This is a genomic window from Paenibacillus sp. CAA11 (assembly GCF_003060825.1).
GTDB lineage: Bacteria > Bacillota > Bacilli > Paenibacillales > Paenibacillaceae > Fontibacillus.
The window spans coordinates 1,624,691-1,640,197 of record NZ_CP028922.1; the positions used below are offsets into that span (position 1 = coordinate 1,624,691).

Consider the following 15,507-nt stretch of genomic DNA (forward strand, 5'->3'; position numbering starts at 1 on the left):
TGAGAGATTTGTATTTCAATTCAAACTGTGAATTAGATATAATGAAGAACAGATTGATTGAATTGAAAAATATGGGGCCTCTAGAAGGGAAGAGTTGAAGGGTGCTTTATGGCTTTTTGGTGTTGGTGCTTGCTTGCATGTGTCAAGGCAGCTTTGGTCTTGGGATGAAGAAATACCAGCCTTTCTCTTGGGAGGCATTTTGGGCCGTATTTTCAATCGTGGGGATCTTGTTGATTCCGCTGCTGTGGACATGGATTGAAGTGCCGCAATTTATGACTTATATTCATCAGACACCACTGAAGGTGCTGGGTCTGGCTTCTTTTTGCGGCCTCTTATGGGGAGTCAGCTCGGTTCTCTTCGGTAAGGCTATTGATACAATTGGGGTTTCACTTACTTATGGTGTTAATATGGGCATCTCTGCGTCCCTCGGTTCACTCATTCCGCTGTTTATCTTTGGCAACGTACCGCCAGCGCGTTCCTTTGCTGTACTTCTTATAGGAACGGTAATCATGCTGGTTGGAGTCGGCGTCATTACTAAAGCCGGACTGAATAAAGAGAAGCCGCAATCTTCGGATTCATCCACAACACGAAGTACAGCTTCTAAGCTTCCTAAAGGTCTGCTGCTCGCTTCGCTCGCTGGGCTAGGATCGGCTGCAATGAACATCGGTTTTGTTTATGCAAACCAAACTTTGGACATCGCTTCGGCTAATGGCGTTTCGGAAATATCCGCCAGCCTGATTCCTTGGGTGATCACCCTGTCCGGAGGATTTATTGCGAATTTTGCCTACGCCGTATATTTATTATTTAGAAACAAAACATACCATGATTATGCAGCAAAAGGAGCAAGCAGGGCTTACAGCAAGGCGCTAATTACAGCGGTTATCTGGTTCCTTGCACTTGGACTTTATGCTAAGGCAACGGTAATGTTAGGCTCTCTAGGCTCAGTAGTGGGCTGGCTGGCCTTTAATGGCCTGGCTCTTATTATTAGCAATGGATGGGGTCTGCGTGACGGAGAGTGGAAAGGCTTTGTGAAGCCCAAAAGGTGGCTGCTCTTCGGGAATGTGATCTTAATCGTATCATGGGTTGTTGTAGGCCTAGCTAATCAGATGGCTTGATTTGTTATGCTTACCCACAGCTTTCCTGCTTTACCGTTGAGTCAGGAAAGCTGCTATTTTTTAATGAGGAGAGGAAAAATGATGAACTTTTTTTCCTTATTAAGTCGTTCTATGCAAAATAATCTATTCATCCAGACACAACTAAACAGCGCACACACGTTAATTGAAGAGTATCAGCTGCCTGTACAGAAGCTTGAGGACGACTTCTATGCCCAGTTTATTTTGCTGGAGAACTACGCTGGTGTGAATTACTTTCAAAGGACGCTTGCCAGGTATCGTAGGTTAAATGCATGGATGTTAGTCTTAGCGGTTAGCATTTTAGGGGCAGCAGCGATCATCTTTGGTATAGAGTATACAATGCCAGAGTGGAAGATTGCAGATAAGCTGATGGATTATTTATTCGAGCATTTTCTGCCTGTCATCATAGGCTTGACTGCTTTGTTCTTGCTTGTGATCGTGCTGCAATTTGTGCGTATTCATTATGCTAATAAATTGATGTCAACGGCCGTAAACAGCTCTTGGAGGGCTATATTGCAAAAGGTTGAAAGCTCTCTCGATCTGCCAGCCAACAGCACAAGAAGCATCGCTGAGGAAATTTGGGGAAATCATTAATAATCTTTTTTATATTTTTTTGTGCTTAAGCTATTGACATAGCTTCTATTATTCTATACAATAAAGAAGTCGGCTTCGGGGCCTTAGCTCAGCTGGGAGAGCGCATCGCTGGCAGCGATGAGGTCAGGGGTTCGATCCCCCTAGGCTCCACCATAATCTCATATTTGGATTGTTAGCTCAGTTGGTAGAGCATCTGACTCTTAATCAGGCGGTCCAGGGTTCGAGTCCCTGACAATCCATCACTTAAGGATAACGGCAGAAGTGCCGTTATTCTTTTTTTATTCTCTCTAGTGATATTTATATGTTGTGTCCAAATAAGATCATAGGCAAGAGAGTTGGCTAGAGCGGGATCGTGCAGGAATGCCTTTTTATTTTAGGTTAATCGTGGTATAGTAGGGGGAGAAAAGACCTACAATGAACAAGGAGCCGTGCGGCAACACGACTCCACTTGCAATAGCCGCTTTTAAGGGCGGCGGCACGAGGTATTACAGTCAGAAATAGACCGCTACCTATAGCGAGGGCGGTCTATTTCTTGTTGAGGAAATTCAGCAGCGCGATAATGAACATCCCGAATGTGAACATTAATGAAAGCGCTTGATAAACCTCCATGGCATCACCTCCCTTCGGGAGATAAGCCGACCACCCTTGCAAGCCTTTATTGCTCTTTAAGTATAACATAATCCTGTACAATTATGCGAACAAATGTTCCTATTTATGGGCGAGTTAATCACATATCGTGGTTGGAGGGACTTAAGCAAAATGAAGGAGGGCTATTTACTTGGTTATCATTCCAGATGTCTTTCTTGAATGGCGGTCCATCCCGACCATAGAAGATGTGGAATTGCTGCAGCTATGATCGCCAGGATGCTATCTCTGTTTCCTCAGGATATGGAAATCTCTGTTACAACCTTTTGTGAGGGAGATGCGAAGGGAATTGCTCCGCGTCCATTATACAAAAAAATTTGCTTTACTTCAGGACGAACTATATAGAATGAAATAAAGAAATGAACGTTATAGGATCGTATTAGGCCGTGATAACAGAAAATTCAATGTAAAACTTTAGTTCAATCTACATAGTAGGGGAATTAAACTATCTGCATCAGCGGTTTGTGCTGCGTACAAACCGGACATAACATAGATTACAATAGCGCGCGCCAGACATCTACGGCAGGCGTTTTTTTCTTTTTATACGCATCCAAAAAAGGACATGCATAAAATTTTATCTATTGTGCCGGCTGCAAGGAATGTGCTATCTTAGTTTATAAAATTTGAGCAAAGCGAATTAGCAGCTATGTGCTTTATGGATTCTAGCTGAAGAGGAGAGCGGTTGCAACATGATTATCCGGCAAATTTTTAATAACAATGTAATTCGTGCTGAAGACCAGGTCGGCCATGAGTTTGTGGTGATCGGTAACGGTCTGGGCTTTAAGAAGAAGCCGGGGCAAACGGTAGATGAGGAAAAGATCGAAAAAACATTTATGCTTAAGCCTGATAAAGTTCCGCAAAAATTAATAGATCTGATTGGCGAAACATCCGCCGAATACTTCTCACTAGCCGATGATATTGTAAGCTATGCAAAATCTGAAATGGGCAGCATATTCAATGACAATATTTATATTACCCTGATCGACCATATACATTTTGCAATATCCCGCTATAAAAATTCAATAAACCTGAAAAATGCGTTATTTTGGCAGATTAAGAAGTTCTATCCCAAAGAGTTTTTGATCGGAATGAATGCGCTTCAATTAATCAAGAAGCATTTTGAACTAGAAATGGATGAGGATGAGGCAAGCTTTATTGCGATGCACTTTGTGAATGCCAGACAGGACGGTCAAGGCATGCAGAGGACGGTTCAGATCACGGAGATCATTGGTGAGATATTCGGCATTGTTACAGAATTTTATAATTTGGAACTGGATGAGAATTCGTTTAATTATTCCCGCTTTATTACCCATATCCAATATTTCGTGCAAAGAATGTTGAGTGGCGAACAGGAACGTTCTGCCGCAGGTGACAACTTTCTCTATGATCAAATCAAAGTCAAGTATGCTAAAGCCTTTGAGTGCATGAATTTGATTAACCGTTATTTGGAAACCAACTATGAAAGCGCTATGTCTATTGATGAAAAAGTATATCTAACGATACATATAGAGCGAGTAACATCTCGGTCTGGTGTATAAAAATGAAAAAAATGTATTGCAAACGTTTACGGTTTGATTTATAGTGTTTGTACAACCTAAACTTAAGGATTGTTACTGGTAAAGCAGGCGATACCTAAACGACTGGCATATGATCACTTTCGTGATTACTCGCGGGCCTTTCGTTTAGGTATTTTTTTATGCCCAAAATGCGGTCAAAGGAGAATTTATATGGACAACAAGAAGTTGGCTGGCGACATTGTTCGTCTAGTTGGTGGAGAAGAGAATATAAATGATCTTGTCCATTGCGCGACAAGACTTCGATTTAGTCTGAAGGATTCCAAAAAAGCGGAAAGAGAAACATTGGAGAAACACGAAGGCGTCATAACTGTTGTGGAAAGCGGAGGTCAGTTCCAGGTAGTTGTAGGCAGCCATGTCGCTAACGTATATTCGGAAATTGTAAAAAACACAACCTTCTTGAATAAAACTGCATCTGAAAGCGGGGAAAACGGCCAAAAGGTCTCAGCCGTTTCGAAAGTGTTTGAAGTAATCTCGGGAAGCTTCTCCCCGCTGATCCCGGCTATGGCCGGATCGGGCATGCTGAAGGCACTTCTCACGGTATTGACTTTAGTCGGCTGGTTGTCTGACACAAGCGACACTTACATGATTCTATCCGCTGCCGGCAATGCCGTATTCTATTTCTTGCCCATATTCCTTGGAATTACGCTGGGCTTGAAGCTCAAAACCAATCCATACGTGGCAGGGGCAATTGGAGCCGCCTTGATGGAGCCTAATTTCACAGGCCTGCTGGATAAAGGAACGGAAAGCTCGTTTCTCGGAATTCCAGTTGTTCTCATGAATTATTCGTCCAGTGTATTCCCGATCTTTATAGCGATCAGTATCTATGCCCTGCTCGATAAACTCCTGAAGAAGATCATATTGAAGGACCTGCAAATTTTCCTAGTGCCTATGATCTCCCTGATGATTATGGTTCCGTTATCTGCCATGGCATTTGGCCCCTTCGGAACAACAGTCGGGGATTGGATCGCCTCGGGAGTGACTTGGCTGATTGATTTTAGTGGAATCCTCTCAGGTATTGTGCTTGGTGGCGGCATGACCTTCATGGTTGTGCTGGGACTTCACTGGGGCTTTACACCGATTACGCTGCAAAATATAAATAACGGCGGTGATCCGATTGAAGCCATGGCCGCAGCTGCTGTTTTTGCTCAAATTGGTGTGGCGCTCGGCATCTTCTTCAAAGCTAAGAAGGACAAGTCTTTAAGATCTATAGCTGGATCTTCAGGGATTACCGGCCTCCTGGCGGGCGTAACCGAGCCGATTGTGTACGGACTGATTCTTCGTTACAAGAGAGTTATCCCGATCGTAATTATTGCCGGTGCTATTGGCGGAGCGATTAACGGCCACTTTGGTGTGAAATATACAGCTTACGTGTTCCATAACATCTTCTCGATTCCGGTTGAGAAGCCGACAGGAATTTTTGTAATCTCTATGATCCTCTCCCTTGGGGTCGGGTTCATCCTTACCTGGATCTTTGGTTATGAAAGCAAAGGGAAGGGAAAGGTCGTAGAATCAGCGGAGGTTACAGAAGCTGAGCCGCAAACGGTACAACCAGCCGTAGCTGGTGGATCTGCTATGGAGATCAAGAAAGAGCAAATTTATAGTCCCCTAACGGGCAGAGTGCTTCCGCTTAGTGCAGTTCCGGATGAGGCCTTCTCTACCGGGGCTATGGGAAAAGGCCTGGCGATTATGCCTGGGGAGGGCGTGGTCGTTGCACCGATTGCCGGTGTAGTTTCTTCATTGTTCCCAACAGGTCATGCCATCGGGCTGACATCGGCTGCAGGAACAGAAATCTTGATCCATGTCGGCGTGAATACGGTAGCCTTGAAGGGAGAACACTTCAATCCTGTAATTAAAGAGGGCGACGTGGTGAAGCAAGGGGATTTATTAATCGAGTTTGATATAGAGCAGATCCAGGCAGCGGGATACCAGACGATAACACCTGTGATTGTCACCCTAACCCCGCAAGAGGTTGAGATTTTTGAAACCGATAAGAAGTCCGCTCAGCTGGGAGATGTTCTGCTCACTCTGATTTAACAATTTACATCTGAACAAACAGGAGGAATCAAGCATGCTGCATCAACATTTAAAACCATTTCCAGAAAATTTCTTATGGGGAGGCTCCACCTCAGCTTACCAGTTTGAAGGAGCGTGGAACGAGGACGGAAAAGGACCCTCTGTCATTGATTTGGCGAATCACGTGGAAGGCGTAACGGATTTCAAAGTTGCGAGCGATCATTATCACAAGTATAAAGAAGACGTGGCGCTAATGGCGGAAATAGGATTCAAAGCCTATCGCTTCTCTATTTCCTGGTCCCGGATTTATCCAGAAGGTGCAGGAGAGCTGAATAAGAAGGGGATTGAATTCTACAGTTCTCTCATTGATGAGCTGCTCAAATACGGGATTGAACCGATTGTGACCATGTATCATTTTGATCTGCCTTATGCTCTGGAAGTGAAGGGTGGATGGTCAAACCGTGAGACGGTTACTGCATTTGAGCAATATGCCAAAACGTTATTCGAACACTTTGGAGACCGTGTTAAATATTGGCTGACGATCAATGAACAAAACATGTTGATTCTCCATCCGGGCTCGATTGGAACGCTGAATGAGGAGCTGGAGAACCCGCAAAAGGAGCTGTATCAGCAAAACCACCATATGCTGGTGGCTCAAGCCAAAGCGATGATTCTCTGTCATCAATTGCTGCCTGACGCCAAGATCGGACCTGCTCCGAACATCGGGGTCATTTATCCGGCAAGCTCAAGTCCGGAGGACGTGCTCGCGGCTGACAACTATGCGGCTATCCGCAACTGGCTGTATCTCGATATGGCGGTATTTGGGACTTACAATCATATTGCCTGGAGCTATTTGCTTGAGAAAGGATATGAACCGGTCATTGAAGATGGGGATATGGAGATTCTGAAACAAGGGAACCCCGACTTTATAGCCTTTAATTACTATACCTCTCAGACGGTGGGTGAAAGTAAGAACGATGGAAATGACTTCTCACACACAGGCGATCAGCATGAAATTGTGGGTGAACCTGGGGCTTACAGAGGTTCTGTAAATCCTAATTTGCAGAAAACAGAGTTTGGCTGGGAAATTGATCCCGTGGGCTTTAGAACTACCCTTCGGCAAATTTATTCCCGTTACCGGCTGCCGCTCATTGTTACTGAGAATGGACTGGGCGCTTTTGATAAGCTGGAGGATAACGATGTTGTCCGGGATCCTTATCGGATTGATTTTTTCAGAAAGCATATTGAGCAAATTCAACTGGCTATTACAGATGGTGTAGATGTGTTTGGCTTCTGTCCTTGGTCGGCCATTGATCTTGTAAGTACACATCAGGGGTCAAGCAAACGCTACGGATTTATCTATGTGGACCGTGAAGAGTTTGATCTCAAAGGGCTGCGCAGAATCCGGAAGCAAAGTTTTTACTGGTATCAAAAATTGATTCAAACCAACGGAGAAGTCCGTTAAGTAGAGCTAAAACCACGCTGATGCATAGCGTGGTTTTTTGCTGCTGGAAGGCTGCTATGAAGAAGTGGCTTACATTCTCTAGTAATAGCCGCAAGCCAGCAGCTTGTATCGGCCACAAGAATCAAATAAAATGCAGATACAACTAATATGAGGAGAGTTCGGATGACAAAGAAGCTGTATTATGATTCTGTGTATATTAGAGATTGGAAGACCCGGATCACGAATGTTTACGAGAAAGAAGACGGGTGTTATGTCACCTTGGAAGAGACGGCATTTTATCCGCATGGAGGTGGACAGCCATGTGATTTGGGCTGGATCAACAAGATTCCCGTTCTGGATGTATTCATTGAAGGGGAAGAAATTTTGCATAAGCTTAAGCAGCGACCCGAGCGGCTGGAAGCAGATTGCAGGCTCGACTGGCAACGGAGGTTTGACCATATGCAGCATCATAGCGGGCAGCATCTGCTCTCTGCCGTATGCCTAGAACAGTTCGGAGCAGAAACGCTAAGCTTTCATTTGGGTGACGATTATTGCACGATTGACGTGCGGCTAGAGGGATGTTCTCAGGAGGATATCGGTGTTCTGGAGGATGAGGCCAATCGGCATATTTATCTGAACCATGCAATCGTCAGCTATTTCGTGACTGCTGAAGAGGCGGCGAAGCTGCCGTTAGTCAAGGCGCCGAAGGTAACGGAGAACATCCGGATCGTTGAGATGAAGGATGTGGAGTACAATGCTTGCGGGGGTACGCATGTCTCATCGACAGGAGAGATTGGAATTATCAAGCTGCTGAAGGTGGAGAAGCAGAAGGGGAACACTAGATTATACTTCAAATCCGGTTCCAGGGCCTTGGATGAATTCAGCCGCAGCCAAGAGATACTAAGGATACTTACCTCTAAATATAAGGTAGGAAAAGATGAAATTATCGAGAGAATTGAGAAGGAGGAGGAGGAGCATAAGCGGCTGCAAACGGAGCTTACAGCACTAAAGGAACAAAATGATCAGTATTTTGTTCAACAATTGTTAGCTAGGCAGAATGGGGAATTCATCGCCGAAATTGTGTATGGTAAGTCTTTTAAAGATGCGCAAAATATAGCCTCCAAGCTGGCAGCAGCCAGTGAATTTCCGGTGATTCTTGGAGTACCTGGGGAGAATAAAGTGGTTGTCGCTTATGGAGGAAGCCAGAAACTGTCTTGCGGCGCCTTCTTCAAAGCGAATCTTGGGACTTTCCACGGCAAAGGGGGAGGCAGTGATAAAATGGCGCAGGCTGCTTTTACCGAATGGGAGGATGCGTCAGCCTTCTATGAATTTGCTATAAGCCATTTTAAAGGCTAATCAAAGTCTAATCTAAATAGAAACAGCGGAGCACCCTCCAGGAGGGTGCTCTTTCGGACTATCTTGAACAAAATCGAGACCCATCATTTCAAATGACATTCGTAAGACATATCTTGGCCCCCGCCCCCCTAAGACCGTTCCGGCTCGTCTGCCCCGAAATGGATACATATGGGAGCTTGAGCATAATACTGTCCTAAATGAGCTAGGTGACCGATTGCCTGCTCATGCTTATCAAGTGCTTGGCTCTTCTTAAGGATCACGGGTGGACAAAGTTAGCCCTTTAATGGGGCCATTTTTTTTGAAAAAGCTTAGAAATCGGTACCCCAGTACGGATGTTGACTAAAGATGGGTAATGTTGTAAGATTGATCTCGTACTAATTTACTAATTTAGTTATTTACTAAATTAGTAAATTAGTAAATCAGTAATTCTTAGATCGAGTGCAATTTATGATCATTTCATCAAAATTAAGGACGTGACTTATTATGAATATCCCAACTCATCTCAAGCATAAACCCGTTATCGTATCAGAAAATTACGACAAGGTGGACGGCCGGTACAGCGACAATTCTGATGCCAAAGGCCTTTCCTTAGGTCTTGCTCAATGGAATGATCGGGGGAAGGTGGATATTTCCGCCAAGGTGTGGAGATATACAGGGGAGAAATGGTCCAGACAATCTGAGGAGCTACCGCTCCATCGCGTGCTGGACTTGGCTATTCTGGTTGCTAGAAGCATGGTGCATTTTCGGGAGGCTTACCAATACAAGGATCTATACGATCCAGAGCATCCGGTCATTGACCGGGTTGGATTGCAGGGTGATGCTATGACAGTATCCGTATGTACGGACAATGAGCGAATTAATGAAGATATCAAGCTGTTTAGCGAGGCTTTAAGCCGGGATGATGAGCTGATCGGGGAGCGTCTCAGAATGCTGTCCGGTTTGCTCAAAGAAATGGGCTATTAATTATCATTAGATAGAGGCAGGTGAATAATATGAGCTTAGATAAGCAGAGGAAGAAGGAACTTTCTGCAAGCTATACACAAACCTTTCGCCGGATGGGTGTTTATCAGATTCGTAATGTGAAGAACGATAAGATCCTGGTGCTTGGCACCATGGACTTGGACGGTGCGAAGAACCGTTTGGCTTTTCAGCAGCAGACGAAGATGAATTCAATCTTTGAAATTGCCGAGGATTGGAAGACATTTGGCGGCGAAAGCTTTGTATTCGAAGAGCTGGATCAGATCAAGCCGAAGGAAGAGTCGCTTGGTGACAGCACAGAGCTGAAGAAGTATAAAGCGGATGTAGACGCGCTGTTGGAGCTGTGGCTTGAGAAGCTTCAGCCTTACGGTGAGCGGGGTTATAACAAGCTGAAGAGATCATAGTTTAGAGCGGTGTCCTCCAAGGGACACCCTCTTTTGTATTTTGACTTCGTACTATTTCAGGATTTGGTCCACCAGCTCGTTCATGCCCTTCCAGGAGTCCATAAGCCGAAACTCCCGCTGAATCTGCAGATTCCAGGGTCGCGGAATAAGAATGGTCTGTCTTCCGGCCTCTCTGGCGGCGATCAGATTATGGGGACCGTCATCAATCAGCAGATCGAAATTTAGCAGATATTTGCGTTTGGCAACGAAGAAATTCTCAAACGGAATGAAGGGCAGATGCTTCTGCAGCCAGTTCCATTTCTCAGCAACTGAAGCTGGCCGTGCTGCGGTAACGATAATCACATCATAGCTGTCGGTTAACCTGCGAATCTCCTCTACTGTATATTCATCAAATATCTCAAGTTCTTCATAGAGTCCCGGTCTGCCAAAGAAAATATCTTCCGTACAATCCGGATGCCAGATTCCGCTTAAGTCAAAATTGTTAATCTGCTCAATGGTAAGCGGGAAATTGGGAAACAGCTCGTTGTGATAATGAATGGCCTTGGGTACCAGATGACAGATCGTATCATCCATATCTATGGCCACGATGGGTTTATTCATGTTTTTGAGTCTCCTAAAATATATGTTTCAATTTTCTGTCATTGTAAAGGACTTGTTGTGAAATCACAAGCGTTGGCGCTAAGAATATAAGAAAGTCCTCAAGTTCAAATATCGTACTGTATAGAAACTTTTCCGCATTGTCTGCGTCTACTAATTTAGGATTAGTCTTGGAGACAAATGGATTCATTAACTAATTACTTTAAACTCGGATGGTAGGTTGACAGCATGAAGAAGCTTGGTTTCTTGGCAGTTTTTGTAGTTTGCCTGGGTTTGCTTGCAGGAAGGGGCTTCGCGGCGGATAACACAACACATATTTATCTCGATGGTAAGGAACTGGATTTAAGTAGCGATAGACAAGTTCGGGTAGAGCACCAGAGCATCATGATCCCCATCCGGGTGGTCGTTGAAGAGCTGGGCTATAAGATTGACTGGAACCCCAAAAATGGATTGATCACGATTCAGCAGAAGGATAAGGTCCTTAAGCTTGTACTGAACCAGTCCGTTGCGGATGTGAACGGGAAGTCCGTAACATTAATAGCTCCTCCAATGGCTGTGAATGAGATTACATTTGTTCCGCTTCGGTTTGTCGGAGAACAAATGGGGCTCAAGGTCGCGTGGAATAACAAGACTAGGTCGGCTACACTACAGAGCCAAACCGCGGACAGCACCAGTAAAGATAACATACATAACAGCGGGGGAAGTGCGACTGCTCCCAGCACCACTAATTCAGAGCAGGTACAGACCGCAGCCTCGCTAACCGATTTAAGCTTTGCAGATAACAGGCTCACGCTGACCGTGAGCGGCCAGGTGAAGCCTGTAGTCACTGTATTGGGCGGGCCGGATCGCATTGTAATTGATCTTCCGGATGTAAAGTATGGACAGGGCTTTGGCGATAAATATGCGCTGGACAACAACCTAAAGGGAGAGGTACCTGTCTCTGACAATCCGGACGTAAGCAAGGTTCGTTATGCCGTCTTCAGCAGGGATCCGTATACGATTCGGATCGTTCTTGATCTAAACAGCCCCCAATCCTATCAGTTTCAGAATGCAGGGGATGGGAGTTATGTGCTGGATATAAAGACGGCCAGCTCACCCAGCTCAAATTCGTCTGCATCATCCACTCCGGCTTCTGTCAATGACATGTTTGCCCAAGGAATCGATGTTTCCCATCATAACGGGGTTATTGACTGGCAGCAGGTCGCTGCGGATGGGCGCTCATTCGTGTTCATCAAGGCTAGTCAAGGAAAGACATTTCGCGACAGCCAGTTCGCGGCTAATGTTCAAGGGGCCAAGGATGCAGGACTGCTTGTAGGCGTCTATCATTTCCTTGATGCGACAACTACACAGGATGCCAAGCTCCAGGCCGCTAATTTCGCGCAGGCGATCGAAGAGGCTGGAGGAATCAGCCAGCTGGACTTGCCGCCAGTCATGGACTATGAGGACAATCCCGGCAAGCTGACTGCGGCCCAGATCCGTTCTGTAGCCCACGCTTTCTTGGATGAGGTAGAGAGATTAACCGGCTGCCAGCCGATGATTTATACGGGCAATGCTTTTGGCGCCAATTTTGACACGACCTTCTCCGGCTATAAAATATGGATGGCGAGATACAGCAGCCAGGAGCCCAAGCCTGTAGCGGCGTGGGATCGCTGGGATATTTGGCAGTATTCCTCATCGGGCAGCGTTCCCGGGATTACTGGCAGCGTGGATCTGAACGTCTACCAAGGAACTCTGGAGGAGCTCAGGGCCCAAATGGCTTTGAACCAGCCGTAATTTAGCGAATTAAAGGATATGCCAACCTGCCTCTTGCAGCTTGGCAAGGAAGAGACAGCTCCGGCGATGACACGTCTGGAGCTGTTTGGTGTGCGCCCGGCATGGGCGATAACTCGGCGGTGAAAGTCCGCTACAGGCTTGGCAGTAGGAACTGTTAGCTGAAGGCAAGGGTGTCCGCCGCGAGGCGGAATCTGAAGGAAGCCGGAGGCAAACCCTCGGTCTGACGAACAGAAATCACATAGAAGGCATCATGGGACGGACGAGCTTGCACTACAAAGCAAAGTCCAATACTGCCCGAATCCCATGGTGTAAATGTGGCAGATAGATGAGGGGAAGGTTATCGCTCTTACCCGGGGAGGTCTCACAGACGACAAGTAGGAAAAAAAAACCGAAAGACGGAGTAAAGCTTGCTGTGAGAAGTCAGCAGAGGCCATAGTACCCGGAAGGTTTTTTTTTCGGGGAAGGGCCGAACAATCGTAAGTCTCGAGTACATACCGAAAGGAGAGCTGACGCGATGAAAGCAGAATACCGAAAGGGCTACCTGCAAAGGGATAGCGTGGAACGCGAAGAGCATGCGGGAGTGCGGAGCGCCGGCACTCGGGAACGTAAAGAAAGAGGCGGTGCAACAGACCTGCTGGAGCAGATTCTGGACAGAGACAATTTGAACAGAGCCTACAAACAGGTCAAACGCAACCATGGAGCGCCAGGAATCGACGGAATGACCGTAGAAGACGCGCTACCCTGGCTGCAGGAACATAGAGACGAGCTGTTGCAAAAGATCCGGGAAGGCAGATACAAGCCCAGCCCAGTACGGCGCAAGGAAATTCCCAAAGCAGATGGAAGCGGAGTACGGAAGCTTGGCATACCCACGGTCGTAGACCGAGTGATTCAGCAGGCAGTCGCCCAGCAGCTCCAGCCCCTGTTCGAGCCGCTCTTCTCGGAGGGAAGCTATGGCTACCGCCCCGGTCGGAGCGCACAACAGGCCATTCGCAAGGTGAAAGACTATGCAGAACAGGGATACGGCTACGCAGTAGAAATCGACCTCTCCAAATACTTCGACACGCTGAATCATGAGCTGCTTATGCATCTTTTGAGCAAACAAATTCAGGACAGACGCGTAACCGAACTGATTAAGAGATACCTGAAAAGTGGGGTTATGGAGAACGGGGTGCACTGCAAAACAGAAGAAGGCTCCCCTCAGGGAGGCCCCCTGTCGCCGCTTCTGGCGAACATCTACCTGAACGAATTTGACCAAGAGATGAAAGGCCGCGGAGTGAACGTCATCCGCTATGCGGACGATATTGTGGTGCTTGCCAAAAGTAAACGGGCAGCGGTGCGGCTACTGGAATCCTGCGGAAAGTACCTGGAGACCAAACTGAGACTCCAGATCAATACGCAGAAAAGTAAGGTCGGTAGCGTAGTGGCTCGAAAGCACTTCAAATTTCTCGGCTTTGCCCTGGGAAAGAACAAGAACGGCATGTATATCCGTGCCCATGGACAATCCCTCGCAAAAGCGAAGAAGAAGTTGAAAGAACTCACAAGTCGCAGCCAGGGCAGAAATGTTCGCCAAGTCATGGAAAAGGTAAAAGTCTACATTCGGGGATGGATTGGTTACTACTATGTGGCCGACATGAAACGGATCCTGCAAAGCTGGAGCGAATGGTTGCGAAGACGACTGCGGATGTACATCTGGAAACAGTGGAAAAAGCCGCGAACAAAAGTACAAAACCTGCGGAAGCTGGGGATACCGGAATGGCAGGCTTACCAGTGGGGCAATTCCCGTCTCGGGTACTGGCGCATCGCCGGAAGTCCAGTGTTGTCTCGTTCCATAACAAACAAAAAGCTCGTACAGGCAGGATATTATGACTTTCCTGCGCAATACGAGCGTTTACGTAAATTGCACTTATGCGGTTGAACCGCCGTATACCGAACGGTACGTACGGTGGTGTGAGAGGTCGGCTACTCATCTAATGAATAGCCTCCTACTCGATTTGCTTTATGGTATACTTCACTCTAAACAGCACAAACAAAGTGAGGAATGAAGATTGACCCTACAGCAATTAAAGTATGTCATTGAGGTAGCCAACCGGGGTTCGATGAATGAAGCCGCCAAGCGGTTGTTCATCTCGCAGCCCAGCTTGTCTAATGCGATCAAGGATCTGGAGGAAGAAATCCATATTACAATCTTTGAACGGACGAATAAAGGCATCATCTTGTCTAAGGAAGGGGTTGAATTCCTGGGGTATGCCCGGCAGGTAGTCGAGCAGGCTGAGCTGCTGGAAGGCCGGTATTTAAATGCCAAGCCGTCTCCGCAGCACTTTGCTGTATCCGCACAGCACTATGCCTTTGCGGTGAACGCCTTTGTGAAGCTGGTTCGCGATCACGGACAGGACGAGTATGAACTGGCCCTCCGTGAGACAAAGACCCATGAGATCATCCAGGATGTAAAGGAGCTGCGCAGTGAGATCGGCATCCTGTATTTGAACGAGTTCAATGAGAAGGTCATCAGCAGGCTGCTGAAGGACGCTAATCTAATGTTCAACAGCCTATTTACAGCAAGGCCTCATATCTTCATCAGTGCTCGGAATCCGCTCGCAAAGCAGTCGCGGGTCACCATTGAGCAGCTGCAGGATTATCCTTACCTGTCGTTTGAACAGGGGGAGTATAACTCTTTTCACTTCTCCGAGGAAATTCTTAGCACTTTGTCTCATAAGAAGAGCATCAAAGTCAATGACAGAGCGACGCTGTTCAACTTGCTGATTGGCCTAAACGGATATACGATTTCTACCGGTGTCCTAAGTGCGGATTTGAATGGACACGATATTATCCCCGTCCCGCTGGAATGTGATGAGAGTATCAATGTCGGCTGGATTTGTCATAAGAATATGCCGCTATCCAAATTAGCATCGGCTTATGTGGAGGCTCTTCAAGAAGCGATAGCCGAGTAAACAGGTGGGCGTTATAGCCTATTGTTATAGCCAGCTATAGATTAT

Annotated in this window: 13 protein-coding genes and 2 tRNA genes; 13 read left to right on the forward strand and 2 right to left on the reverse strand. The window is 46.5% G+C overall.

Annotated features, from left to right (window positions below):
- The first annotated feature begins 101 nt into the window (after positions 1-101).
- The 4 genes from DCC85_RS07600 (at position 102) to DCC85_RS07615 (ending at position 1,966) form a co-directional block, all read left to right on the forward strand.
- Positions 102-1,115: an L-rhamnose/proton symporter RhaT gene (locus tag DCC85_RS07600; RefSeq protein WP_108465035.1), complete on the forward strand. Its 1,014-nt coding sequence runs from the start codon at positions 102-104 to the stop codon at positions 1,113-1,115.
- 78 nt (positions 1,116-1,193) lie between these two features.
- Positions 1,194-1,727, forward strand: coding sequence for a DUF6097 family protein (locus DCC85_RS07605; RefSeq protein ID WP_108465036.1), 534 nt, complete (start codon positions 1,194-1,196; stop codon positions 1,725-1,727).
- A gap of 77 nt (positions 1,728-1,804) precedes the next feature.
- A tRNA-Ala gene (locus DCC85_RS07610) sits at positions 1,805-1,880 on the forward strand.
- Between the two features lie 13 nt (positions 1,881-1,893).
- A tRNA-Lys gene (locus DCC85_RS07615) sits at positions 1,894-1,966 on the forward strand.
- Between the two features lie 286 nt (positions 1,967-2,252).
- On the opposite strand, the gene DCC85_RS23650 is transcribed toward DCC85_RS07615, so the two are convergent.
- Complete coding sequence (locus DCC85_RS23650) at positions 2,253-2,405, reverse strand: putative holin-like toxin (protein ID WP_325048408.1); 153 nt, start codon at positions 2,403-2,405, stop codon at positions 2,253-2,255.
- A gap of 656 nt (positions 2,406-3,061) precedes the next feature.
- Here DCC85_RS23650 and licT point away from each other — a divergent pair.
- From licT to DCC85_RS07645, 6 genes are all read left to right on the forward strand, one after another.
- Positions 3,062-3,910, forward strand: a complete 849-nt coding sequence (gene licT / locus DCC85_RS07620; RefSeq protein WP_108465037.1) for a BglG family transcription antiterminator LicT — start codon at positions 3,062-3,064, stop codon at positions 3,908-3,910.
- A 189-nt stretch (positions 3,911-4,099) separates the two neighbouring features.
- Positions 4,100-5,983: a beta-glucoside-specific PTS transporter subunit IIABC gene (locus DCC85_RS07625; protein WP_108465038.1), complete on the forward strand. Its 1,884-nt coding sequence runs from the start codon at positions 4,100-4,102 to the stop codon at positions 5,981-5,983.
- A 34-nt stretch (positions 5,984-6,017) separates the two neighbouring features.
- On the forward strand, positions 6,018-7,427 hold the full coding sequence (locus DCC85_RS07630) for a glycoside hydrolase family 1 protein (RefSeq protein WP_108465039.1): 1,410 nt from the start codon (positions 6,018-6,020) through the stop codon (positions 7,425-7,427).
- Between the two features lie 162 nt (positions 7,428-7,589).
- Positions 7,590-8,762 carry an alanyl-tRNA editing protein gene (locus DCC85_RS07635; protein ID WP_108465040.1) on the forward strand — a complete coding sequence of 391 codons (1,173 nt, stop codon included), beginning with the start codon at positions 7,590-7,592 and terminating at the stop codon, positions 8,760-8,762.
- Positions 8,763-9,245: 483 nt separating this feature from the next.
- Positions 9,246-9,725 (forward strand): DUF6530 family protein, encoded by a 480-nt coding sequence (locus DCC85_RS07640; RefSeq protein ID WP_108465041.1) that lies wholly within the window; start codon positions 9,246-9,248, stop codon positions 9,723-9,725.
- 29 nt (positions 9,726-9,754) lie between these two features.
- On the forward strand, positions 9,755-10,144 hold the full coding sequence (locus tag DCC85_RS07645) for a GIY-YIG nuclease family protein (RefSeq protein ID WP_108465042.1): 390 nt from the start codon (positions 9,755-9,757) through the stop codon (positions 10,142-10,144).
- A gap of 51 nt (positions 10,145-10,195) precedes the next feature.
- On the opposite strand, the gene DCC85_RS07650 is transcribed toward DCC85_RS07645, so the two are convergent.
- Positions 10,196-10,744, reverse strand: a complete 549-nt coding sequence (locus tag DCC85_RS07650) for a 5' nucleotidase, NT5C type (RefSeq protein WP_108465043.1) — start codon at positions 10,742-10,744, stop codon at positions 10,196-10,198.
- A 225-nt stretch (positions 10,745-10,969) separates the two neighbouring features.
- Between DCC85_RS07650 and DCC85_RS07655 the strand changes: the two genes are divergently transcribed.
- The 3 genes from DCC85_RS07655 (at position 10,970) to DCC85_RS07665 (ending at position 15,462) form a co-directional block, all read left to right on the forward strand.
- A complete protein-coding gene (locus DCC85_RS07655) occupies positions 10,970-12,514 on the forward strand; it encodes a GH25 family lysozyme (protein WP_108465044.1) in 1,545 nt (514 codons plus the stop codon).
- Between the two features lie 514 nt (positions 12,515-13,028).
- Positions 13,029-14,429: a group II intron reverse transcriptase/maturase gene (ltrA, locus tag DCC85_RS07660; RefSeq protein WP_108465045.1), complete on the forward strand. Its 1,401-nt coding sequence runs from the start codon at positions 13,029-13,031 to the stop codon at positions 14,427-14,429.
- A gap of 130 nt (positions 14,430-14,559) precedes the next feature.
- Positions 14,560-15,462 (forward strand): LysR family transcriptional regulator, encoded by a 903-nt coding sequence (locus tag DCC85_RS07665; protein WP_108465046.1) that lies wholly within the window; start codon positions 14,560-14,562, stop codon positions 15,460-15,462.
- The last annotated feature ends 45 nt before the right edge of the window (positions 15,463-15,507 follow it).